Source organism: Embleya sp. NPDC059213, from assembly GCF_042754445.1.
Lineage (GTDB): Bacteria > Actinomycetota > Actinomycetes > Streptomycetales > Streptomycetaceae > Embleya.
The window spans coordinates 37,521-60,680 of record NZ_JBHZAV010000046.1 but is presented as its reverse complement, the minus strand read 5'-3'; the positions used below and the strand labels follow the sequence as shown (position 1 = coordinate 60,680).

The window sequence follows — 23,160 nt, the reverse complement described above, 5'->3', positions numbered from 1 at the left end:
GGCCGTACTCGGCCCGCCCGGCGTCGTGGGCGCCTGTTCCGAACATCCGGCTCCCGGGCCCGGGCGGGCGACCGGGTCTACGCGTCCGGCTCGATCACGACGCAGCGGGTGCGGCTGTAGATGGTCGGCATGCACTTGTTGCAGTGGATGCACAACGACTCGGTCTCGGCTTCGGCCGCGATCCGGTTGATCAGGTCGGGCTCGCGCAGCACCGCGCGGCCCATCGCGACGAATTCGAAGCCCTCGGTCATCGCGAGGTCCATCGTGCTCCGGTTGGTGATGCCGCCCAGCAGGATCAGCGGGAGCTTGAGTTCGGCCCGGAACCGCCGGGCGGAGGCGAGCAGGTAGGCCTCCTCGTACGGGTACGAGCGCAGGATCTGCTTGCCGATCAGCTTGACGCCCAGCCGCTGCGGCTGCGGGAAGGTCGCGGCGAACTCCGGCACCGGGGCATCGCCGCGGAAGAGATACATCGGGTTGAGCAGCGAGCTGCCCGCGGTCAGCTCCAGCGCGTCCAGCGAGCCGTCCTCCTCCAGCCATCGAGCGGTCCGGATGCTCTCGTCGAGCTGGATGCCGCCCGGGACGCCGTCCTCCATGTTGAGCTTGGCGGTCACCGCGATCCGGTCGCCCACCGCGTCCCGCACCGCCCGACACACACCGCGGGCGACCTTGGCCCGGTTGGCGAGCGAGCCGCCGTAGGCGTCCTTGCGGTGGTTGAGCTTGGGGCTGAGGAAGGCGCTGGCGAAGTAGTTGTGGCCGAGGTGGATCTCCACCGCGTCGAAGCCGGACTCGATCGCGAGCAGCGCGGCGTCGGCGTGCGCGCGGGTGATCCGGTCGATGTCCGCCTCGGTCGCGGCCTGCGTGACGCGCATGGAGAGCGGATTGAACATGCGTCCGGCGGACAGCGCGGGCCGGCGATTGGACTTGGCGTTGGCCACCGGACCGGCGTGGCCGAGCTGCGCCGAGACCGCCGCGCCCTCCGCGTGCACCGCGTCGGTGAGCCGGCGAAGTCCGGGTACCGCCTCGGGGCGCATCCAGATCTGGTGCCGGTCGGTGCGGCCCTCGGGGGCGACCGCGCAGTACGCCACGGTGGTCATCCCGATGCCGCCCGCGGCCGGACGCCGGTGGTATTCGATCAGGTCGTCGGTGACCAGCGCGTCCGGGGTGGCCCCCTCGAACGTCGCGGCCTTGATGATCCGGTTGCGCAGCGTCAGCGGGCCGAGCGTGGCGGGGGCGAAGACGTCGGGTATCACGAGGCACCTCGTTCTGTGCGGGCGGTCGGGGACGGGCCGGGCAGGGACGGGCCGGGTGCGGACGCGTCGGCCGGCGGGTCGGCCGGCCGGGGGGCGTCGAGGCCGGCGGTGACGAACCCGACGACGGCCGCGGCGGCGGGGGGCGGTACGAACGCGTCCGCCACGGGTTGGCCGTAGAGCTGGAGCAACAGGTCGAAGGCGAGCCGCCAACGGTCGGCGATTTCCCGGGCGCTCAGGTCCGGGCGCGCCGAGGCCAACAGCGCGCGCCACGGTCCGTGCCGAAACCACGGGTCGTCCCACGGCAGTTCGTGCCCGGAGAGCACGGTACGGGCGAGCAGTTGCAGCAACATCGGCCCGTTGGGTTCGCGGGCCAGCCGGTCGAACGGCTCGACGATGATCGTGACCACCTCGCCGACCGTGGGCGTCCACCCCGCCGCCCGGGCCCGCTCCAGGTCGGCCAGCGGCCCGGCCCACAGCGGCCCCAGGCGCTGTTGCAGCAGCGCCACGACCAGGTCCCGTTTGGAGCCGAAGTGGTAGTGCACGGCGGCCGGATTCATCCCGGCGGCGGCGTTCACCGCCCGGACGGAGACCCGGTCGTAACCCTGGGCGAGGAAGAGCCGTTCGGCCTCGTCGAGCAGTCGAGCCCGCGATTGTGCTGTCACGGCAGGCACCAAACCACGAAGCGCCGGCATTTTCAATCACTGATTGAAGCACTGATCGAAACGGGATCGAAGCGCCGCGTGCGGCGCCGATCACCGTGCCGTTCACGGCGCCGAGCGCAGCGCCGTTCGAACGGGGGCGCACGGCCCGCCGCGCCGAACGTCTCCCGACGCGCACGGCGCCGGGCACCTCAGTCCAGCGGGACCACCAGGACCGGGCAGTGCGCGTGCTCGATCGCGGCGGTCGCGACGTGGCCGACCCAGTGCCGCAGCGGGCCGCGGCGGTGTCGCACGCCGACCACCGCCAGCGCGCTGCCCGCCGACGCCTCCACGAGCGCGCCGGCCGCGTCCGCCATCACCGAGTCCGTGCGCACCTCGACGTCGGGAAACCGCGCCCGCGCCGGAGCCAGCGCACCCTCCAGCGCGGTCGCGTGCACCTGCGCGACCGCGCGCATGTCCGCCTCGCCGGGCCCGGCCAGTCCCGCGTAGCCGGGCCAACTCCACGCGTGCACCGCCCGCACCGGCAGACCCCGCTCGCGGGCCGCCTCGAACGCGGCCCGCACCGCCCGGTCGTCGCCGTCGCCCTGCACCCCGAGCAGCACGTCCGCCCCGGCCGGCCCGAGCGCCGGCGTCCCGTGCTCGCCGCGCACGATCAGCAGCGGGCACGTCGTGCGCGCGGCCAGGAACCGCGAGACCGAGCCCAGGAGCAGGCCGACGAACCCGCCGCGCCCGCGCGACCCGGCGACCAGCAACAGCGCGCCCTCGGCCGCCGCGAGCAGCGCGTCCCCGGGCAGGCCGTAGCCGACCCGGGCCTGCACGACCAGGTCCGGATGGCGCCGCAGCGCCGCCGCACCGGCGTCGCGGACCAGCGCCTCGGCCGCCCGGCGGGTGTCCTCGTCGGGTTCCACCGTCTCGAAGCCGGGCGTGGCCATCGGCATCCGGATCGCGTGCAGGATGCGCAGCGGTGCGCCGCGCCGCGCCGCCGCCTCGGCGGCGTGGGCCACCGCCCGATCGCCGTGTTCCGAGCCGTCCGTGCCCACCACCACCGGCGGTGTGTCCGGCTCGCCCGTGTTCGCCATGCTGCTCTCCCCTACCGGTGTCCCAACGGCGAAGACCGGCCCGGCGGACCTGCCGCCGGGCCGGTTCGGGTGACCGCCGCGCTCAGAAGTTCAGATTGCTCAGCAGGTTCGCGACGCTCTTCCCGCTGCTGTGGATGCTCGGCGCGATCGAGGTACTGGCGAGGTAGAACCCGAGCAGCGCGCACACGATCGCGTGCGGGATTCGCATGCCGCCCTTGCGGATGAAGATGAACACGATGACGCCCAGCAGAACGACGGTGGAAATGGACAAGGCCATGGGGGTGACTCCTCGGGAGGCGCGCTGGGGAGCGCAGGGGACGGAACGACCGCGCCGATTTCGGGACAGCGCGAAGAGAGCCTGATGCCGGTGGGACGGCGGAGCGTGGGTGTTTGTACCTGTGTCACCGGCACAAAAACTAACAGAAAGTATCTATAAAGTAGCAAAATGTCATGATTCCGCTCATCGAGTCGCACACCGTCACGGCGTGTCTCGGCGTGTCGGCGCGCCACCGGCCCGAATTCGCCCGCAGCCGGCCGTCGATCGCCCTTCCCGACCCACCCGAGCCGTGGAATTCTGGCCGCGCCCGCGCCCCGCCAGCACCCTGCCGGAAGGTCCGCCGTGCCCGAAACGATCGACAGTGCCGCCCCGGACGCCACCACCTTCGACGTCTACAGTCCCGACAGCTACGCGGCGGGCATCCCGCACGCGACGTTCGCCCGCATGCGCCGCACCGCTCCCGTCTACCGCCACGCCGACCCGGAACGGCCGGACGGCTTCTGGGCCGTCACCCGCCATGCCGACGTGATCCGGGTGTCCCGCAACCCGGAGATCTTCTCCTCACGCGAGCGGCTGTCGCTGCTCGTCGAACCCGAGGAGGACGTGCTCGCCACCCAGCGGCTGATGATGCTCAACATGGACCCGCCGGAGCATTCGCGGCTGCGCAACATCGTCAACAAGGGCTTCACCCCGCGCACCACGCTGACCCTGGAGGACAAGGTCCGCGAGGCGTGCGAACGGATCGTGGCGAAGGCGGTCGACCAGGGCGAGGGCGACTTCGTGGCGATGTGCGCGGCCGAGTTGCCACTGGTGGTCATCGCCGACCTGATGGGCGTGCCGCAGGTCGACCGACACCGGCTGTTCGAGTGGTCGAACAAGCTGGTCGGCGACGCGGACCCGGACCTGCGCCCGGAGGAGGGCGAGGCGGAGCAGGTGCAGATGGAGATGTTCGGCTACGCGGACGCGCTCGGCGCGGCCCGGCGCGAGTGTCCCGTGGACGACATCGTGTCCAAGCTGGTCTGCCCCGACCGCGACGGGCAGGAGTTGACCGCGCTCGAGTTCGACCTGTTCTTCATGCTGTTGGCGGTGGCCGGCAACGAGACCACCCGCAACGCGATCTCCGGCGGCATGCTCGCGCTGATCGAACACCCCGAACAGTGGGAGCGACTGCGCGCCGACCCGGCCGGGCTGGCCGGCACCGCGGCCGACGAGATCGTGCGCTGGGTCAGCCCGGTCAACGCCTTCAAGCGCACCGCGGTCCGGGACACCGAGCTGAGCGGCCGGCCGATCGCCGCCGGCGACAAGGTGGTCGTCTACTACGCCTCCGCCAACCACGACGAGGAGGTGTTCGTGGACCCCTATCGGCTCGACATCGGGCGCGACCCCAACCCGATGCTCGGCTTCGGCGGCGGTGGCCCGCACTTCTGCCTCGGCCGGCACCTGGCCAAGCTCGAACTGGAGATCATCTTCCGCACCCTGGCCGAACAGGTGGCGCGGGTCGAACCGCTGGGCCCGGCCCGGCGAATGCGGTCCAACTTCCTGAACGGCATCAAGGACATGCCGGTCCGGATGCACCGGGCCTGAACCGACCGCGGCCGGCCCGAGGACGCTCGGGCCGGCCGCGGCACACTCGGGTGCCCGCCGTCAGGTGGCCGGCACCTCGATGTCGGTCTCCAGGCGGCGGCGCGCCCGCAGTCCCTGGGTGATCGGATGCTCGTCGCCCAGCTTGCGCCGACACGCCCGCTCGGTGCGGGTGAACCATTCGCGGGACTCGTCCCGGCGACCGATGTCGCCCAGGCTCTGCACCCGGTTGCAGGCCGCGACCAGGGTGTGCGGGTGGTCCGCGCCGAGCAGCGCCTCGTACCGGTCGTAGGTCACCCGGTCCAGGTCGGCACACTCGTTGGCCTGGCCCGCCTTGTACAGGTTGTTCGCGTGGTTGAGCGCGGCCGCCAGGGTGTACGGGTGATCCTCGCCCAGCAGCTCGCGCAGACCCTCCAGGCCGCGCAGCCCCAGCGCCATCGCCTCCTCGTCCCGACCGGCCGCCCGCAGGTAGATCGACAGGTTGCTCGCACATCCGTAGGTGAACGGGTGCTGGGCGCCGAACTGCTCGCGGTATCCCTGATATGCCTCCTGGGCGAGGTCGAGCGCCGCCTCGTCGTTGCCCATCGCGTGGTTGTCGGCGGCGAGGTTGACCGTGCAGGCCAGCAGCACGGGATGGGTGGGACCGAGGTAGGCCCGGTACTTGTCCAGGGTGTCGCTGTCCAGCGAACGGGCGTAACGGGCGTCCCCCGTCTGCCGGATCGTCACCGCCAGGCTCTTGGCGGTACGCAGCGCGTCCCGGGTGCGGCCCAGCGCCTCCTCGCGCGCCAACGTCTGCTGGAGCACCGCCCGCGAGCCCGCGTAGTCACCCAGCTCGCGCAGGTCGTGGCCGACCTCGTTGGCCAGGAAGCAGGTCCTGGGGTGGTCTTCGCCCTGCATCCGCCGGCGTCGGTCGAACGCCTCCTGGTGCACCTCGCGCGCCTCCTCCAGCCGGCCCATCAGGCGCAGCGAGACACCGAGGTTGTTGGCCGCGAGCAGGGTGTCGTTGGCGTCCTCGCCGAAGACCTCGCTGAAGCGCGTGTAGTTGTCCCGGTCGGATTCGAGCGCGGTGTGGAAGCGGCCGAGCGAGCGCAGGTCGCCGCCGTAGCCGCGCCCGGTGATCAGGGTGTGCGGGTGGTCCGGGCCCAGCGATTCGCGCTGTGCCTCCAACGTCGCCCGGTCCAGGTCGTAGGCCTTGCGGTACCTGCCCTGGGAGCGGTAGACGTTCGCCAGTTGGGTGCACATCCGCAGGGTCAGCGCGTCGTGCCGGTGGAACCGGGCCCGCCAGCGCTCCAGCGCGATCTCGGCGATGTACTGGCCGAACTCCCAGTCGTTGAAGCGCCAGGCGAAACGCACCTGTTCGACGATCCAGCGGCGCACCGACTCCGAGTCGCTCTCCAGCGCACGGGAGGGCACCAGGTGCTTGTAGAGCTCTTCGTACGTCTCCTGGTTGGCCGGGTCGTCCACGTCGCCGGGGGCGTTGGAGGCCAGGATCTCCAGCACCCGGGCACGCCGGGCGGCGTTCTCCTCGGGCGGCATCTGGTCGCGCAGCACGGCCTGGACCAGCCGGTGCACCTGGATGGTGTCCTCGCCGCGATCCACCCGGGCCAGCGCGTACCGGCCGAGCTGCTGGAAGATCCGGGACAACAGGAGCGTGTCGCCCAGGGAGCTGTCCACCCGCACCAGTTCCTGGAGCACCTCGCGCGAGCGCAGCAGCCGCATCGAGATCGAGTCGGGCGACAGATACGCGCACAGTTCCAGCAGTCGCACCGCGGCCGGCTGCCGCTCCTTGAGCTCGTCGAGCGAGACGGTCCAGGTCGCGGCTGCGGTGGTCGGGTAGTCCGGCGGCTGGCCCTCGTCCAGGATCGCGCTGACGCGCGTGTTGACCCGCTCCAGGTATTCCTCGACCTGCATCGCCGACTCGGCGAGCCAGGCACCGGCCTGCTCGACCGCCAGCGGCAGATCACCCAGCGCGGTGGCCACCTTCTGCGCGTCCGCCTCGGTCAGCGAGGGCACCCGGCGCTGGAGCAGCGCGACGCTCTCGTCGCGGCGGAACACCGGAACCTCCAGCGGACGCGCGCTGCGCGCCCACAGGTCGTTGCGCGAGGTGACCAGCACGTGGCCGTTGACGCTGCCCTGGGGCATCAGGTGGGCCACCGACGCGGGTTCGTCCGCGTTGTCGTAGATCACCAGCCAGCGGTCGTAGGGCTCGCCCTGCTGCAGGGTCTGCAACACCGAGGCCGCCGCGTCCGAGACGTTCTCGCCCGTCGGCAGGTCGAGCCGGTCGCCGAGCCGGGCGAGTTGGGCGGCGACACCCTGCGCCTGCTCCGCCGACACCCACCAGATGACGTCGTAGTCGGCGGCGAAGCGGTGCGCGTATTCGAGCGCGACCTGGGTCTTGCCGACGCCGCCGAGGCCGTGCAGGGCCTGGGGCAGCACGGCGGTGGCGCCCTTGGCGAGTTGGTCGCGCAGCCGCTCCAGGATGTCGTCGCGTCCGGTGAACGCCGGGTGGCGCGGCAGCAGTTGGGAGACCCTGGGCTTGGTCCCGGGGAACCTGGGACCGTCCGCGGGCGGGGTCGTGGTGGGCGTGCGGCCGAACGCGGTCAGGAGCACCGTGCGGCACTGCTCCTCGGACAGCGCGGTCAAGGTGACCGTTTCGCCCACCCCCGGGTCGCTGTCGATCAGGTCGTCCACCCGCAGGGTCACCACGCTCGCCTGGTCGACCGCGGCGAGTCGGCGCAGCGTGGTGCGCATCGCGGTCCAGGATCGGCTGGGCAGCGAGTGGGAGGAGGAGACGACCACGACGCTGTCGACGTTCTGCAGGTCCTCCAGCGAGGTGTCGCAACCACCGGTGCCGACCACCTGGGCGCCCGAGGCGGTCAGTTGGGCCCGCACCCAGTCCACCCACATGCGGTCGCGGGCGCTGTAGAGGATGCGCATCGTGACCGGGGCGGTGTAGCGGATGCGCTCGAAGCGGCGCAGCTCGCGTCGACGGTCCACCTCGTCGATCGGGTCCAGCCGGGAGATCGCGCCGTCGGTGAGCACGCCGGTCAGCCGCTCGTACGCGCTGAGCAGGCTGCCCTCCTGGAGCGGGCGGTCGCCGAGCGTGGCGAGCGTCTCCTCGTAGGCGTAGAACGCCTTGTACGGGACCTCGACTTCGCCCCAGTACTTGGTGCGCTCGGCCTCGGTGCGGTCCGCGAGGAACTCGGCGAAGCGCTCGCGGGCGTGATCGCGGCCGGCTTCGAGCTTGTCCTTCTCGTCGTCCTCCACGCGCATCGGCACGGGCAGGATGCGCAGCGGACGGTCGGCCTGGCGGGCGATCGAACGGGCCACGTTGACGCCGCCGTCGATGGCCTGTTCGTTGAGCGTGAAGCCGTCCACCACGATGTCCGGCAGCAGTGTGGTGCAGATGCCGGCGATGTCGTTGAGGCCGGTGCGGCTGTCGATCAGCGCGTAGTCGTAGGAGGCGCGCATGTCCTCGCGCAGCGCGTCCAGGAAGCCGATGCCGTGCGGGCTCTCGCAGAAGTCGGCCCAGTTGAAGCCGGCCAGCGTGGCCGCGTACTCGTGGTTCTGTCGGCCCGGGCCGAGGAAGCGGATCAGGCCGCCGTCGGCGAAGTCCCGGTCGACCTTGACCGCGCAGCCGTCCACCCGGCTCTCCGCGTCCCGGCTCGCCTCGATCATCGCGTCCGTGCTGGCCGGGGAGCCGACCACCTTGGCGAACGCGCGGATCATGTCGAGCACGCCGCGCGTGTCCTCCAGCCGCTTGTCGATCAGGTACGGGTGGAAGTAGCGGTGCAGGCCCGGCGATTCGAGGTCCCAGTCCACGACGAGCACGCGCTTGCCCCGGGAGGCCAGGATCCAGGCGACGTTGGCCAGGGCCATCGTGCGTCCGGTGCCGCCCTTGTACGAGTAGAACGTGACGACGGTGCCCGGTGGGTTGTCGCTCATCGTTTCAGTGCTCCTCAACATCGCCACCGGGTCCCCACAGCAACGGGCGGCGGGGATTGTGTCGGGCCGTGATCCAGCGGGGTCGGGTGGGCAGGTCCGGGCCGGTGCGCGCGTGCATGGGCAGGACCCGGGCAGCGGTGACGACCGGCGCGGAGCCCGCGTACGGCATGCGGGCGGGGGTGGGGAGGCTCGGCGCGGTGCGGGCACCAAGGAGTTCGCGCGCCTCGGCCGGCGGCAGCGGGCGCAGCGGGACGCGGTTGACCTCGACCACCACGCGGGCCAGTTCGGCGATCAGCCGTCGGTAGTCGGCGGAGTGGCCCTCCAGGCGCATCAGGTCGAACAGGCCCTGGCGGGCGTAGATCGGGCCGAAGTCGCCGTCGGCGCCCACATCCGGGGTGGGCTGCTCGCCGGGGCGGGCGTCGGTGGCGCGCCAGCGCACGGTGACCATCGCGTCGAGTTGTTCGCCGGTACGCACGCGGTGGCCGCGTACGCGTTCGGCCATCACCGCCCATTCGCGCATGGCGTCCGGATCGGCGAGGTAGTCGGGCGAGGCCAGCACCACCGCGGCGGGGACCGAGCAGGCGGCGTACGTTTCGGGCGGATCGCCCGCGTCGTGATCCGCGCACGGCGACAGCAGGCCCCGTGCGCCGTCCCGGCCCGGCACTCGGGCGGATACGGCTTGTTCGAGATCGGCGTGGAAGCGTTCGACGTAGACACGCTCATCGCCGCACGACCGACTCGTGAAGAAGACTGGTGTCATCTCGACCCCTGCTGTCGGTGCTTCGTTTCGACGCGCGCGGGATTGCCCTCCCCGTCCGTCACTCGTTGTTCCCAGGCTACCCGAGTCCATCACTCGAAGTTACTCCTCGTGACATCAGGTAATCTCATGTTCTCTCTCGTTTCGTAGCGTTTTGCCCATCCCCACCACCCGCCCTCCCGGGTCCGCCCCGGCCCGGGCAGCGTTTCGCTCCGCCCAGGTGCGCCGGCCCGATCGCACCCGTTCGGCGGCGCGGCGCGCCGCCCGGACGGGCACCTCCTCGCCCCACCAGGGCTCGACGGTGTCCGCCATGCCGGCCACGACCCGCTCGCCGTCCGGCGTCAGTTCGCCGCACGCGCGCAGTGTCGCGATCGCCTCCGCGACGTGCGCCCGATGCACGGCGAACTCGGCCTGCGCCCGATCCTGCTCCTCCCCGTCGGTCGTCTGCCGTCGGATCCGCCAGAAGTCCGCGATCCCCAGGTGCGCGTAGGCACCCTGGAGGAGTGCGCCCACCGGTCGGGGGTCCAACCGCCAGGGCGCCCGATACCGAAGCATCGAGCGTTCCGAGAGATTCGTGATGTCCTGTACCGCGCCGAGCTTGTTGTGCTGGAACTCGTGGATCAGCGTCACGGCCAGCGTGATCGGTCCCATCGCCGGCGTCAACGCGATGCTTCCGAACGCGTATCGAGACGACGAGCTGAGGCTGGCCCCCGGTTCCGCGAGCACCGGGACCAGCGTGGACAGCGCCTGGCCCAGGCCGGCCGCGTGGGCCCGGTGGGCGACCGCCAGTCGGCTCCACGCCTTCCCGAAATTCCTTTGCAGCAACGATACTTGGTGCTCGGTCAAGCGGGCCGTCGGCTCCCAGCCGTGCACGTCGCGATAGGGGTCCACGTCCTCTATCGCCACGGTGGCGGACAGGCCGGCGGCCGTCGCGGAACATACCCGATTCGCCTCGCGTCGCGCGAGCGGACCGGCGCCGCGCCAGTGCCGCCCGATCGGCGCGGTCCGACCCGACTCCTCGGCCGGCCGCACCCGGCCCAGGGTGGGCAGGTAGACCCAGCCGTCGACCGCGCGAAGCCGGATCCGCTCCCCCGCCTCGTGCTCGGGGTCGGCGCGCAGCGCGGCGGCGGTGGCGATCGAGCCGAGGTGGTCGAGCAGTCGATCCGCGTCGGGTGCCGCCGGGCCGGTCTCGGGTCGACGCAGCCACCACAGGCAACGCATCGCCCACGCGCCGGTGTACGGATGCATCAGCACCGTCCGGGCCGCCCGCGGGTCGGTGCGCTGGATCTGGGCGAGCAGGTCCAGCGCGTCGACCAGGTGCGCGGTACGGGTGCTCGGCAGGCGCTCGCGGGCGGTGGCGACCACCGCGTAGACCTGGAGCAGCCGGCGGCTCTCCTGGGCCCGGACCAGTGCGGCCACGGCCTCGGATCCGCCGTAGCCCGCGGCGAGTTCGGCGAAGACGGCGGCGTCGAGGCGATGGGTGCGGATCATCGCCGACGCTCCGGGCCGACCAGTGCCCGCAGATCGGCGTGCACCCGGGTCCTCACGTGGTCGATCAGTGCCCGCAGGTCGGCGCAGTACACCGAGGGATTGTCGAATCCGTTCGCCGGGTGGTAGCGATGCGCCCGCAGGCCGCCGCCGCAGGTGCGCAGCACGGGGCAGCGCCGGCAGGTCGGGCTCGGCTCGGCGGGTTCGCCGGCATCGGCGCCGAGGCCGCCGAACCCGCTCGCGGCGAGCACGGTCGCCGGGTCGTGCCGGAAGACGTCGAACCCGGTGGCCGCCGCCCCGTCGTAGGCCGCCTTGAGCGCGTCCTGCCGCTCGAAGGTGCCGTCCGTCTCGATCACCACCGAGCCGACCGGGCTCAGCCCGAGCGTCTCGCTGCGCACGGCCCGACCCAGGGTCAGATCGACCAGGTCCTCCAGGAGGCGTACCCGGGTCTCCCGCACGGGTGCGCCGTACCAGCGGTCGAAGACGGCGATCAGCCAGTCCGCGTGCGCGGTTTCGCCGGTCCTCGCGCCCGGCGGCGGATACTCCCACGTGGCGTGCGGCAACAGCAGGTCGATCATCGGCGGTGCGTGCGCGAGCAGTTCCTCGTAGGTGGCGACGGGATCGTTCGCCAGGTCGATCGTGGCGAGCAGCCCGCCGTACAGGGGCCGATAGCGGGGCCGGCGCAACAGTTCGATGCCGCGCACCGTCGCCGCGTGACTGCCGCCTCCGTCCGGCCCGCGCCGGTGCCGGTCGTGGGCGACCTCGTCGCCGTCGAGCGAGACGCCGACCCGGATCCGGTGCGCGAGCAACACCTCCGCGCAACGCTCGTCCAGGAGCACCCCGTTGGTCTGCAGCGTGAAGCGCGGCTCGGCCACACCCGCCAGCGCGGCCCGCAGGTCGGTGGCGATGGCGTCGAGGCGGGCGGGGCCCACGAGCAGCGGCTCGCCGCCGTGCAGCACGATGTCCAGGGTCCGCAGGCCGGCCTGTTCGGCGTGCGCGCGCAGCCATCGCCCCAGCGCGGTCACCGTCTCGTCGGCGATCAGCCGCGGGCGGTTCCGCCAGCCCTGGTCCCGGAGTTCGTACACATAGCAGTAATCGCACGCCAGGTTGCAGCGTGCCGCTGTCTTGACGACGAATTGCCGAAACGGTAGCGCCTCGTTCATCGGCCCTCCCACGTCAGTTCCGTGTGCCGGGACTCCCATCGGACCGGGATTCCTCGACACCGTCGTCGGCCTCGGCCGGCACCCAGATCCGGGCGAAGGCGGGTTCGACCGCGCTGTCGAAGGCGGCGACCACCGCCTCCGAGGGCTCTTCGGACTCGCGGATCAACCGGCGCAGCGCGGAGCCGAGCACGGAGTCCGGCAGGTCGTCCAGATCGTCGAGACAGAGCCCGTCGAGGTCCGGCAGGGCCGACTCCACGTCACCGCGCTCCCCTTGCATCCGCAGGTCCCCCGTTCTCCCGCGTCGCCCGGACGTTCGGGTCCGCGTCGGACGACCGGCGTGTGCCGCTCGCGCGTGCCGTCCGAGTGAAACCCGTACATTCGAGTGCGGAACGTATCGCCACGATTACACAAGCCTTCCTATACTAGCCGGGCCGGGTCGGCCTGCGCGATGCTCTGTGTGGGCAGAGTCGTACACACGAACGGCCGGCACGGGGGCGGCAGTTGCCAGACCCGCCGTTTCGGCGTGTGGGTGTCGCTCCGCCGTCCTTGTACGGTGCTCGATCCGGGGGTCGCTTGGTGGACTACGACTTCTTCACGAGTCACGTCGCCGACCGCGATCCCAAGTGGGCGGCCCGCTTCCACGACGACATCGAGGCGGAACTGCGGCGCGGGGGCGATCCGGTGCGGGCGGCGATCCGGCTGCAACCCACCTTCGGGCCGATCCAGATCCCGGACGGCGATCCGCCCGCGCGGGCCCGCGCGATGGTCGCGCTGTGCTCGGACGACTACTTCGAGGATCTGGACTGCGGGCGCGATTGGGCGGTGTTCACCGACCGGTTGCGTCGACACGAGTCGATCGTGGGCGTGTCGCCGCCGAATCTGATCGCGGTGCCCTGGACCACGATGGAACAACCGATCCCGGCCGCCCTGGGCGCGATCGAGTGGGCCGCCGGGATCGCCGGGCCGAGCGTGTTCGACATGCTGCGGCTGGGCGGCATCCGCGATCTGGGCTACGTACGCGCGGTGCGCACGGTCGCCGATCGGGTGGCCGCGGCGCTGCACCATCGGCTCGCGCCGCTGAGCGCGGGCGAGGCGGCCGAGGTCGAGCCGTTGTTCGGCAGCAACGAGGGCGGCCCCCGCACGCTGCCCGAGGCGCCGCGCCGGCTGCCCATCCTGGAACCGGTCCCACCGGCCCGCACCGACCTGGTGATCAGCTACGTGGGCAACGACCTCGCCTGGGCGGACTGGGTCAGCGAGGTGCTCACCTTCGAGGACTACCGGGTCTCGCTGAGCCGCTGGGACTGGAGCGCGGGGGTGAGCTTCGGCAAGGCGATGGCCCAGGCTCGCGGGTTGGGCGAACACGTGCTCGCGCTGTTCTCCGAGCACTACTTCGAGGCCAGGCGACTGGCCATGGACGAATGGGAGGAGGCCCTGGGCGACGGGGACTCCGGGGGCCGGTTGTTGCCGATCGTGGTCGGCCACACCCAGGTGCCGTCGATGTTCCGCGGCGTCCGGCCGGTCGACCTGACCGAGGCGGACGCGGCCGACCAGCGCGACCTGCTCGTCGACGCGGTGCACCGGTTCGCGCCGTTGCCCGCGCGGAATCCGGGGTTCGCCTGACCGTGTCGGATCCGATACCACCACCGCCGCCGCGCCCACGCAGGCCGCCCGGACCGCCCAGGATGCCGCCTCCGCTCTCGGCGCGCTCGCCCGCGGAGGATCCGCCGGTGTGGCACGTGCCGGGCGCCAGGGGGCGCTTCTACGGGCGGGACGGCACGCTTGCCGATGTGCGCGCGCTGGTTCAGGTCGAGCACCGGGTCGTGCTGCGCCCGCAGGACGACCTGCCCGGCCTGGGCACCACCCACCTGGCCCGCGAATACGCCTACCGGCACCGGCATCTGTACGACACGGTGTGGTGGTTCGACTGCGCGGCCCGGCCCACCGAGCGGGGCGTCGCCTTCCTGCATCGCATGCTCGAACAACTGGCCGAACTCGGCCGGCGGGTCGACCAGGAGGTCGGCCCGCAGCACGAACTACGGTCCCGCGAGGGCTGGTTGCTGATCTTCGACGAGGTCGATCGACCGGGCCTGGTCGGCGAGATGATTCCGACCGGCCCCGGCCATGTGCTGATCACCAGCACCGATCCGCTCGCCCGTCACCTGGGCAGCACGGTCGCCCTGCCGCCGCTGGACCGGGTTTCGTCGGTGCTGATGCTCCTCGACGCGCACCGCGAATTCGAACTGGAGATGGTCACGGCCGAGGCGATCGCCGCGTTCGTGGGCGACCGGCCCTCGGCGATCGCCCGAATCGCCGACCTCTTCGCGTCCGGTCTGGTGACCCCCGACGTCACGCTCGAACTGCTGCGCTTCGGGAACATGGCCAAGCTGTCCCGGGCCATCCCGCAGAACCAGGTCGTCTACCTCGCCGACCTGTTCCTGGCCGTACGCGGATTGCGGGCGCCGGACACCTGGTCGATCTGGCTGGACCTGTCCGAGGACTACCTCGAACACCAGTTGTTGCACCGGCACATGACCGACGCTCGATCGATGTTGCTGCACATGATCCGGACCCTGGTCAACGGCCCCGACCCGATCCACTCGTTGCAGTGTCTGTGCCGCGCGCTGCACGACGTGCTGCCCACCGCCCAGGGCGTCGAGGAGGTGTGCCGGGCGATCGACAACCTGCCCGGCTGAACGGGTGGTTCCGCTTCGGTATCGGATGAAGGGGCCGATTCCGGCCGGCCGGTGCGCGATGCTGGTACGCATGGCGAACGACGGGGAGCACGGGGGCGACACGGTGCGCTATTTCATCAGCCACGCCGGTTCGGACACCGCCTGGGCGGAGTGGGTCGCCGACCGACTCCTCCAGGCCGGCCTGGAGGTCGAACTCGACGCGTGGGACTGGGCGACGGGCGAGAACCTGACCACCAAGGTCAGCCGTGCGCTGGACGGCGCGGGGCACATGATCGCGCTGTTCTCGCCCGCCTACTTCGTACCGGAACGCTGGACAACGGTCGAGTGGACCGCGATGTCGGACGCCCTGCGCGGCGGCGACCGGCGACTGATCCCGCTCGTGGTGCACGAGTTGAACCGCGACGAAATCCCATCCGTGCTAAGGCCGTTGCTGCGCAAGACGCTCTACGGCAAGTCCGAGGAGGACGCGCACGCCGAGCTGATGGCGGCCGTCCGCGGACCGTCCCGGCCCACCGATCCGCCGGCGTTCCCGGGTCCGCGCGCGGGCGGGACCGACCCGGCCGCGCCCGCACCCGAGCCCGCACCCGAGGCCGAGCCGCCGACCGCGCTGCCGGTCCCGCCCGTACTGCGCCGCACCATCACGCCCGGGCGCACCCGGGAGTTGACCGACGCGATCCTGGCGGTGCCCCGGATCGCCCGGACCGACCTGTGGAACCTGTGGCTGGATCTGGCCGAGGGCTATTTCGAACGGCCCCTGCCGCGCGAGCAGATCGCCGCGCCGCGGATCATGCTGCTGCGGCTGATCCACGACCTGTCCACGCTCACCGAGCCGGAGCCGGCCCGCGCCCTGGACGCACTGGTGCGCGCGCTGGGCGACGTGCAGCCGACCGGGGCGGAGATCGATCGGGTGCGGGCGCTGCTGGCCGAGTTGACCACCCCGACCGACGCGGCCGACCGGATGTCCTGAGCCGGGCCGCGCGCCGAGCCGGCGTCAACTCCCGTACGCGGCCCGCCGACGCCGCTCGTAGGCGCGCCGCCACCCGGCCCGCCACAACAACGCGGTGCCGGGCGGAATCCAGCGCAACACCCGCCGTCGTTCGGCCTCGGTGGCATGGTGCAGGTGGAAGGCGACCAACGCGGGCAGGTCGCGGCCCCACACCCGCACGGTGCGACTTGGCATGCGCCCGTCCGACGTGCCGCGCACGTGCCGGCGCATCAGCGGGAACAGCTGGTGCTCCTCGGCCAGACTGTGCCGGGCCACCAGGTCGTACAACCGCCCGATCGCGGGCGAACGATCGCGCAGCGGCACATTCCGGTCGGCCGCGCGAAGCATCGCGTCCTCCAGGGCCGAGTGCTCCACCTGGAACGCGGTCACGGTGCGGGCGGCACGCGGCGAACCGGCGCGCACCCACGGATACAGGACGGTGTGTTCCTCGCGATGATGCGCGCGCAAAAAGCGCAGCACCAGCGCGAGATGCTCCTCGACCGCGCGCACGCGCAGGATGTCGACCGGGTCGAGGTGTCGGGTCACCTCGGTCAGTCGGGCCAGTTCCTCGCGCAGACCTCGATGCGCGACATAGCCGGGAGTGAGGTCGAGCGTGCGGGTGGGTGCGGTGGGCGCGGGGGTGGGACTTACGGGTGGAACGGTGGTCGTCGACACGGGGGCCGCCTCGGGGGCATGGAAAGAGGGAGCCTCATACCGTAAGGGCAGGCGTCCTTGATTCCGCATCGATGCAAGGAGATTTCCGGCCATTCCCGATCGACGCCGGTTTCCGGTCCGATACCGGCCGAGCCGATACCGAACCGGAACGCCGGTTGTCGTTTTTCTTGCGTGCGCGCCGAGCGTCGCGGCTCCGTTACTTCTTGAGGTTGGGGATCGTCCAGTCGATCGCCTTGTGCCCCATGGCCGCCAGCGCGGCGTCTATCTGCGAGAACGGCTTGCTGCCGTGGAAGAGCTTCGCGGACAGCGGCGAGGGGTGCGCGCCCTGCACGATGGTGTGCTTGGCGGTGTCGATCAGCGCCGCCTTCTTCTTCGCGTGGCCGCCCCACAACACGAAGACCACCGGCTCGTCCCGGTCGCTCACCGCCTTGATCACCGCGTCGGTGAACTTCTCCCAGCCCCGGCCCTTGTGCGACGCGGCCTCGTGCGCACGCACGGTGAGCACGGTGTTCATCAGCAGCACACCCTGCTGCGCCCACGGCATCAGATAGCCGTTGTCGGGGATGGGCAGACCGATGTCCGCGTTCATCTCCTTGTAGATGTTGCGCAGCGACGGCGGGATCCTGACCTCGGGCCGCACCGAGAAGCACATGCCGTGCGCCTGGTTGTCGTCGTGGTACGGGTCCTGCCCGACGATGAACACCCGGACGTCGTCGTACGGCGTCGCCTCCAGGGCCGCGAACACCTCGTCGTCCGGCGGGAAGATCTGGTGTTCCTTGCGTTCCGCGTCCACGTACGCGGTCAGCTCGGCGTAGTAGGGCTTCGCCAACTCCTCCGCGAGCACGGGCTGCCAGGACTCGGGCAACGTCTGCACAGCAAGAACCTCCACACGAGGGCGCAACGCCCATGGATCAACGTGGGATCCAACGTAGTCGCTCGCCCGGACACCTCGGTCCGCACCGAGCGGATCGGTGCGGACCGAGGTGGGGCCGAAGCGGTACGCCGAGCCTACGCGTCCGGCTTCTCGTCCGGCTTCGGGTCCGGCTTGTAGCAGAGCTTCATCAGCAGCGCGGCGTTCGCGACGCCGACGCCGGCCGCGAACAGCGCCGGGCGCAGGCCCGACTTGCGGCGACCGATCAGCGCGTCCACCGAATACTTGCCGTTGCCGAGCGCGGCGAGCGCGACGGCGGCGCCGCCGACCACGGCGGTGTACTCCCAGCCGCCCTTGAAGACGAAGAAGCCCTTGCCCTTGTGGTCGGTCGCCGCCGCGACGCTCATCAGGCCCACCGTCGCCGCCGCGGGCAGCGGGTTGGCCACGCCGAGCGCGATGCCGACGCCGGCCGCCATCTCGGTGCCGGCCGCCAGGCGCGCGTGCACGTCGGCGGGCTTGAGGCCGAGCGACTCGAACCAGCCGGTGGTGCCCGCGAGGCCGCCGGGGCCGGCGACCTTGTTGTAACCGTGCGCGAAGAGCATCGGACCGAGCGTCGCGCGCAGTACGAGCGCCGCCACATCGCGGCCTTCGGCCGCCGCCGCGGCCTTCTTCTTGCCGAACATTGCCCACCTCATCAACTGACGCATCGTCACATTTCTGTGGGCAACCTACCCGAACACCCGGCTCGGGCAAGGACCGGGCGGCCCGCGACCGGCGCTTTCAGGACCCCGACGAGCCGATCCCGGCCCGGTCGGCACGATCGGCGCCCACGAGCGAGGCACCGTCGACCCCCGCCCGCGCACCGGCTCCGAGCATCCTGGGCACCACCACCGGGGTGTCGTCCCCCGGCGCCCGGAGGATGTCCGCGTCCACGTCGTACAGCGCCCGCACCAGCTCCGCGTCCACGACCTCCTTCGGCGGCCCGGACGCGATCACCTCGCCCGCCCGCATCGCGACCAGGACATCCGCGTAGCGAGCCGCCGACGCCAGGTCGTGCAGCACCATCACCACCGTGCGCCCACCGGCGGCAACCCGCCGGACCAGGCCCAGCACCTCGACCGCGTGCCCGAGGTCCAGCGCCGAGGTCGGCTCGTCGAGCAGCAGCACCGGCGCCTCCTGGGCGATCACCATCGCGACCCAGCAGCGCTGCCGTTGCCCGCCGGAGAGTCGATCCAGACGCCGATCGGCCAGGTCCAGCACACCGGTCGCGGTCAACGCGTCCCGGCAGACCCGCTCGTCCGCGCGCGACCACTGGCGGAACAACCCCTGGTGCGGATGCCGGCCGTAGCGGACCAGCCCGGCCGCGGTGACCGCCTCCGGCGCGGTCGGATTCTGCGGCAACAGCCCTACCCGGTGCGCGGCCTGACGCGGCTTCAGTCGCCAGATGTCGTCGCCGCCGACGCGGACCCGACCCGAGTCCGGCTTGTGCAGGCGCGCGATCGAGCGCAACAAGGTGGACTTGCCGCACCCGTTGGGCCCGACGATCGCGACCACGCTGCCGGCGGCCACGGACAGGTCCACGCCGGAGACGGCACGATGCCCCGGATATCCGGCGTGCAGATCTTCCACGAGCAGTTCCATGGGCGGACCCTCCCGGCCGTACACAGCGACAGCGTATGTAAGGCGAGGCTAACCTAATCGACCCGATCGCCGGCACCTCGGTCGGCTCGGCGGGGCCGGACCGGCCGCGGGGTCGGATGCGGCCCGCCGGTCAGCGTGTGCCGACCTCGGGGAACCACCGGGCGCCGACCCGGCCGGCGCGGTCGGCGTACAACAACGCGTCCCGGCCGTGCCAGGCGAGCGTGGTCACCGGCGCGGAGACGTGGCGGCGGGCCAGCGGGGTCGGCGCCCGACGGGCCGACCCGGCGCGCACGTCCCACACCACGAGCATGCCGTCGCCGCCGGCCGTGGCCATCAGGGCGCCGCCGCCCGGTCGCCAACTCGGCGTGCACGCCTGTGGTTGCGCGGGCAGCCGGCGTGGCCGGGGGCGGACCCGGCCGCCGCGCGCGGCGAGATCCCACACGGTCACCCCGGTCCGGTCCTCCGCGGCCAGCCAACGTCCGCCCGAGTCCAGCGCGAGCCCGGCGACCGGCTCGTTGCCGGCCGCGCCGAGGTCCTCGTGCGTACCGCCGGCGCCGCGCACGTGCACGCCCGGCACGTCGCCCGCCGCGCACAACCACGCGCCGTCCGGGGTGCCCGCGAGCACCCGCACCGGGAACGGGTAGGTCCACACGTTCGTCCGCCCGCGCGACCCGTACACGTGCACCTCGCCGCCGAGCGCGACCGCGAGCCCGCCGACCGAATCGACCCACACCACGTCGTCCACCCGGACCGGTCCGTCCACGGCCCGCCACGACTCGGTACCGCTGTCGCCCGCGTAGACCCGCACGGCGCCGCCGAAGGACACCGCGCACCGGCTGCCCGCGGACCACGCGAACCGGGCGGGCAGGCCCGGCGTACGCATCAACAGCGCGCCGTCGGTGACCCGCCACAGCGCGTACCCCGTGGGGCCCGCGAGCGCCACCACGGTGCCGTCGGGCGAGAAGCCGGCGCGGCGCACCCCGCCCGGCAACACGATCCGGGCCTGCAGTTGCCCGGTCGCCGCGTCCAGCAGCCGAACCCCGCCGGCGGCTCCCGCGACCACGCACAATCCGCCCGACAACGCGACGGCGGACGGCACATCGTCGATCCCGTGCTCCCAGCCCAGCCCCGTACGTGTCGCCATGACAGTCATCGCGGCCCCCTTGTTCGCGGGGCGATCCTTGCGCCTTCGTGTTTCGACCAGGAAAACTCTCAGGTCGAGGCCGGTTTCCCTGGGTTCGAGGAGTCTGCTAATAAGACGACCGGACCTGTTCGCCGATCGATCGGATCACACCGTTGAGCACGCTCGAAGGTACGGCGCCGATCATGGCGGACATCGCGGGCGCCAGCGGGAACGAGCCCACGATCTTCGTCGCGGGCCTGATCCTGCTCGCCGCCGGCGCCCTGCTCGCGCTCGCGGGCCGGCGGCGGTTCGCGGACGACGCGGACGACGCGGACGACGGGTACGACGAGGCCCCGGCCGAGGTCGCCGAGGTGTCGACCGCGCGGCCGGCCGCCGCAGCCGTGCCGACGCCCGCGCCGAGTCGGCCGGCGGACGAACAGCCCGCGGCGAAGCCGCAATCGGCGATCCGACCGACGGCCCCGGCCGGGGCGTCGGCGAGTGCGGATTCGGCTCCCGCCGACGTGTCGGACGCCGATTCCACGCCCGACTCGGCGCGCGAGCCCGCCCGGGCTGCGAAGCCCGAGGCCGAGGCCGAATCGGCACCCGAGGAGACCCCCACGACCGAGGCCGGCTCCGAGCCCGAACCCGCCGAAGCCCCCTCCGCCCCCGCGTCACCCTCCGACGCCGAGTCGACGACCGAGCCGGCTGCGGCAGTCGAGTCCGAGGCCAAGCCCGAGTCCGGGCCCAGGCCCGACTCCGAACCCGAGCCCGAGCCCGACGCCGACTCCCGCCCGCCCAAAGGCGCCTGACGCCCCGTCACCCCGCCGGACCGCGCCCCCGGCCCGCCGCATCACCCGTGCGCGCCACGCCCCGTGGGTTCGGCCGCAAGTTCGTTCCTGGGCCATTCGCGACCCTCGACGGCCTCGACCGAGCGGTTGAACCGGGTCAACACCTCGAAGAGTTCGCGTCGTTCGCCCTCGTCCCAGGACTCCAGCACTCGTTCCAGGCCCCGGCAGTGGATCGCCAGCTCGTGCGCGAGCCGTTCCGCACCGACCGCGGTGATCCGCAGCTTGCGGGCGAGACCGCCGTCCGGGTCCGCGATGCGTTCCGCGTCGCCGGCCCGCAACAGCGCGGCCACCTGGCGGTTCACCGTCGAGGTATCGAGCCGAAACGCTTCTGCGAGTTGCCCGATCGACATCGGCCCCTCGACCTCCAGTCGGGTCAACAGCAGGTAGGCCGACCGCTCCAGACCGTCGCCGTTCCGCTTGCCCATGACGTGGTGGCGAGCGATCAGCATCAGCTCTCGCTCGATCCCTTCCAACACGTGCCCACTCCCGCCTTCACACCAATGCGCCTGCCGGGAACCCTAGCGCCGCACCCGGGCAATGTGCACGATACACATCATGTGTATCGTGCACATTTGTTGACCCTGGCAATCATCCGGCGATTCTGTGGAGGCAGTCCGTGACCGCTCCGAGCGGCATACCCGAGCCGAGCCCGGCGGATGCCGGGGCCCATCCGCCCGGATCGGTGGACCGGGCCGGGCCGGTGGTGGCCGTACTGGCGTTCTGCGGCGTGGTCGTGGCGCTCATGCAGACCCTGGTCGTACCGCTGCTGCCCAACCTGCCCAACCTGCTCGACACCTCGCCCGCCAACGCGTCCTGGGTGGTCACCGCCACGCTGCTCTCCGGCGCGGTCTGCACTCCCGTGATGGGGCGACTCGGCGACATGTTCGGCAAACGCCGGATCCTGATCGTCAGCCTCGGTCTGATGGTCGCGGGCTCGGTGTTGTGCGCACTGTCCGACACGCTGCTCCCGATGGTGATCGGCCGCTTCCTCCAGGGCGCGTCGTTCGGCGTGATCCCGCTGGGCATCAGCATCATGCGCGACGAACTCCCGCCCGCGAAGCTGGGTTCCTCGATCGCGCTGATGAGCGCGACGCTGGGCATCGGCGGCGCGATCGGGCTGCCGGTGGCCGCGCTGATCGCCCAGAACGCCGACTGGCACATGATGTTCTGGGCGGCCGGCGCGATCGGCGCGCTCGACGTCCTGCTCGTGCTGTTCCTGGTGCCCGAGTCGCCGGTCCGGCTGCCGGGACGCTTCGACTTCGCCGGCGCGGGCGGGCTGTCCGTCGGGTTGGTGGCCCTGCTGCTGGTGATCACCAAGGGCGCGGACTGGGGTTGGGGCAGCACCACCACGCTCGTCCTGCTCGCCGTCGCGGCCGTCGTACTGCTCGGCTGGGGATGGCTCGAACTGCGCACCGCACAGCCGCTCGTGGACCTGCGCATCGCGGCGAAGCCGCAGGTGTTGTTCACCAACCTCGCCTCGGTCGTGGTCGGTTTCGCGATGTTCGCCCAGTCGCTGGTGTTCCCGCAGGTGCTGATGAACCCGGAGAACACCGGCTACGGCCTGGGCAAGAGCATGGTCGTCGCGGGCCTGTGCATGGCGCCGTCGGGCATCGTGATGATGCTGATCTCGCCGCTGTCCGCGCGCCTGTCCGCCGCCCGCGGCCCCAAGGTCTCGCTGCTCGTGGGCACCGCGGTGATCGCGATCGGCTACGCGCTCTCGGTGTTCATGCTCGACGCGATCTGGAAGATCGTCGCGATGGCGGTGCTCTCGGCGGTCGGCGTCGCGCTGGCGTACGCGGCGATGCCGTCGCTGATCATGCAGGCCGTACCGATCGGCGAGACCGGATCGGCGACCGGCCTGAACACGCTGATGCGCTCGATCGGCACGTCGACCTCCAGTGCGGTGATCGGCGTCGTGCTCGCGAACATGACGATGCGCACGGGCGGCCGCGAGTTTCCCTCGCACGACGCCTTCGTGACCGCGCTGTGGCTCGGCTGCGGAGCCGCCGTCCTGGGCCTGCTGGTCGCGCTGTTCATCCCCGGGCGCAAACCGGTCGAAGCCGCGCAGATCCCGGCAGTGAACCGAAAGCAGGACCCCGCAGCGGTCCGAACGGCCACCTGACGG

At 71.9% G+C, this 23,160-nt stretch carries 21 protein-coding genes; 6 read left to right on the top strand and 15 right to left on the bottom strand.

Annotated features, from left to right (window positions below; genetic code table 11):
- Positions 1-77: 77 nt before the first annotated feature.
- The 4 genes from ACFXMF_RS19235 to ACFXMF_RS19220 all read right to left on the bottom strand — a co-directional run bounded on the left by ACFXMF_RS19235 (position 78) and on the right by ACFXMF_RS19220 (position 3,265).
- Positions 78-1,250: an NADH:flavin oxidoreductase gene (locus tag ACFXMF_RS19235; protein ID WP_379992785.1), complete on the bottom strand. Its 1,173-nt coding sequence runs from the start codon at positions 1,248-1,250 to the stop codon at positions 78-80.
- The gene (locus tag ACFXMF_RS19230) at positions 1,247-1,912 is read right to left on the bottom strand and encodes a TetR/AcrR family transcriptional regulator (protein WP_379992786.1); all 666 of its coding nucleotides are present in this window, start codon (positions 1,910-1,912) and stop codon (positions 1,247-1,249) included. The genes ACFXMF_RS19235 and ACFXMF_RS19230 overlap by 4 nt, the downstream gene beginning before the upstream one ends.
- A 188-nt stretch (positions 1,913-2,100) precedes the next feature.
- A complete protein-coding gene (locus ACFXMF_RS19225) occupies positions 2,101-2,988 on the bottom strand; it encodes a universal stress protein (RefSeq protein WP_380018126.1) in 888 nt (295 codons plus the stop codon).
- A gap of 82 nt (positions 2,989-3,070) precedes the next feature.
- Positions 3,071-3,265 carry a DUF2304 domain-containing protein gene (locus tag ACFXMF_RS19220; protein ID WP_126639508.1) on the bottom strand — a complete coding sequence of 65 codons (195 nt, stop codon included), beginning with the start codon at positions 3,263-3,265 and terminating at the stop codon, positions 3,071-3,073.
- A 342-nt stretch (positions 3,266-3,607) separates the two neighbouring features.
- Between ACFXMF_RS19220 and ACFXMF_RS19215 the strand changes: the two genes are divergently transcribed.
- Positions 3,608-4,849: a cytochrome P450 gene (locus tag ACFXMF_RS19215; protein ID WP_360314458.1), complete on the top strand. Its 1,242-nt coding sequence runs from the start codon at positions 3,608-3,610 to the stop codon at positions 4,847-4,849.
- 60 nt (positions 4,850-4,909) lie between these two features.
- On the opposite strand, the gene fxsT is transcribed toward ACFXMF_RS19215, so the two are convergent.
- The 5 genes from fxsT to fxsA all read right to left on the bottom strand — a co-directional run bounded on the left by fxsT (position 4,910) and on the right by fxsA (position 12,476).
- The gene (fxsT, locus tag ACFXMF_RS19210; RefSeq protein ID WP_360314456.1) at positions 4,910-8,791 is read right to left on the bottom strand and encodes an FxSxx-COOH system tetratricopeptide repeat protein; all 3,882 of its coding nucleotides are present in this window, start codon (positions 8,789-8,791) and stop codon (positions 4,910-4,912) included.
- 4 nt (positions 8,792-8,795) lie between these two features.
- On the bottom strand, positions 8,796-9,551 hold the full coding sequence (locus ACFXMF_RS19205) for a hypothetical protein (RefSeq protein ID WP_360314454.1): 756 nt from the start codon (positions 9,549-9,551) through the stop codon (positions 8,796-8,798).
- A gap of 114 nt (positions 9,552-9,665) precedes the next feature.
- Positions 9,666-11,039 (bottom strand): HEXXH motif domain-containing protein, encoded by a 1,374-nt coding sequence (locus ACFXMF_RS19200; RefSeq protein ID WP_379991625.1) that lies wholly within the window; start codon positions 11,037-11,039, stop codon positions 9,666-9,668.
- The gene (locus ACFXMF_RS19195) at positions 11,036-12,199 is read right to left on the bottom strand and encodes an FxsB family cyclophane-forming radical SAM/SPASM peptide maturase (protein ID WP_379991624.1); all 1,164 of its coding nucleotides are present in this window, start codon (positions 12,197-12,199) and stop codon (positions 11,036-11,038) included. The genes ACFXMF_RS19200 and ACFXMF_RS19195 overlap by 4 nt, the downstream gene beginning before the upstream one ends.
- Before the next feature lie 13 nt (positions 12,200-12,212).
- Positions 12,213-12,476: an FxSxx-COOH cyclophane-containing RiPP peptide gene (fxsA, locus tag ACFXMF_RS19190; RefSeq protein ID WP_360314448.1), complete on the bottom strand. Its 264-nt coding sequence runs from the start codon at positions 12,474-12,476 to the stop codon at positions 12,213-12,215.
- A gap of 299 nt (positions 12,477-12,775) precedes the next feature.
- On the opposite strand from fxsA, the gene ACFXMF_RS19185 reads away from it, so the two are divergent.
- From ACFXMF_RS19185 to ACFXMF_RS19175, 3 genes are all read left to right on the top strand, one after another.
- Positions 12,776-13,819 carry a toll/interleukin-1 receptor domain-containing protein gene (locus tag ACFXMF_RS19185; RefSeq protein ID WP_360314446.1) on the top strand — a complete coding sequence of 348 codons (1,044 nt, stop codon included), beginning with the start codon at positions 12,776-12,778 and terminating at the stop codon, positions 13,817-13,819.
- Between the two features lie 107 nt (positions 13,820-13,926).
- The gene (locus ACFXMF_RS19180; protein ID WP_360314444.1) at positions 13,927-14,892 is read left to right on the top strand and encodes a hypothetical protein; all 966 of its coding nucleotides are present in this window, start codon (positions 13,927-13,929) and stop codon (positions 14,890-14,892) included.
- Between the two features lie 70 nt (positions 14,893-14,962).
- Positions 14,963-15,859: a TIR domain-containing protein gene (locus ACFXMF_RS19175; RefSeq protein WP_360314442.1), complete on the top strand. Its 897-nt coding sequence runs from the start codon at positions 14,963-14,965 to the stop codon at positions 15,857-15,859.
- A gap of 24 nt (positions 15,860-15,883) precedes the next feature.
- Here the strand turns inward: ACFXMF_RS19175 and ACFXMF_RS19170 are convergent, their stop codons facing one another.
- The 5 genes from ACFXMF_RS19170 to ACFXMF_RS19150 form a co-directional block, all read right to left on the bottom strand.
- On the bottom strand, positions 15,884-16,552 hold the full coding sequence (locus ACFXMF_RS19170; protein WP_360314440.1) for a hemerythrin domain-containing protein: 669 nt from the start codon (positions 16,550-16,552) through the stop codon (positions 15,884-15,886).
- 196 nt (positions 16,553-16,748) lie between these two features.
- Complete coding sequence (locus tag ACFXMF_RS19165; protein ID WP_360314438.1) at positions 16,749-17,426, bottom strand: uracil-DNA glycosylase; 678 nt, start codon at positions 17,424-17,426, stop codon at positions 16,749-16,751.
- A 134-nt stretch (positions 17,427-17,560) separates the two neighbouring features.
- The gene (locus tag ACFXMF_RS19160; RefSeq protein WP_360314511.1) at positions 17,561-18,118 is read right to left on the bottom strand and encodes a DoxX family protein; all 558 of its coding nucleotides are present in this window, start codon (positions 18,116-18,118) and stop codon (positions 17,561-17,563) included.
- 85 nt (positions 18,119-18,203) lie between these two features.
- The gene (locus tag ACFXMF_RS19155) at positions 18,204-19,064 is read right to left on the bottom strand and encodes an ABC transporter ATP-binding protein (RefSeq protein ID WP_379991110.1); all 861 of its coding nucleotides are present in this window, start codon (positions 19,062-19,064) and stop codon (positions 18,204-18,206) included.
- 130 nt (positions 19,065-19,194) lie between these two features.
- A complete protein-coding gene (locus ACFXMF_RS19150) occupies positions 19,195-20,208 on the bottom strand; it encodes a hypothetical protein (RefSeq protein WP_360314434.1) in 1,014 nt (337 codons plus the stop codon).
- A gap of 152 nt (positions 20,209-20,360) precedes the next feature.
- On the opposite strand from ACFXMF_RS19150, the gene ACFXMF_RS19145 reads away from it, so the two are divergent.
- Positions 20,361-20,996: a hypothetical protein gene (locus ACFXMF_RS19145; RefSeq protein ID WP_379991109.1), complete on the top strand. Its 636-nt coding sequence runs from the start codon at positions 20,361-20,363 to the stop codon at positions 20,994-20,996.
- Between the two features lie 41 nt (positions 20,997-21,037).
- Here ACFXMF_RS19145 and ACFXMF_RS19140 read toward each other — a convergent pair whose 3' ends face one another.
- Complete coding sequence (locus ACFXMF_RS19140) at positions 21,038-21,484, bottom strand: MarR family transcriptional regulator (RefSeq protein WP_360314509.1); 447 nt, start codon at positions 21,482-21,484, stop codon at positions 21,038-21,040.
- Between the two features lie 293 nt (positions 21,485-21,777).
- On the opposite strand from ACFXMF_RS19140, the gene ACFXMF_RS19135 reads away from it, so the two are divergent.
- Complete coding sequence (locus tag ACFXMF_RS19135; protein WP_379991111.1) at positions 21,778-23,157, top strand: MFS transporter; 1,380 nt, start codon at positions 21,778-21,780, stop codon at positions 23,155-23,157.
- Positions 23,158-23,160 lie beyond the last annotated feature (3 nt).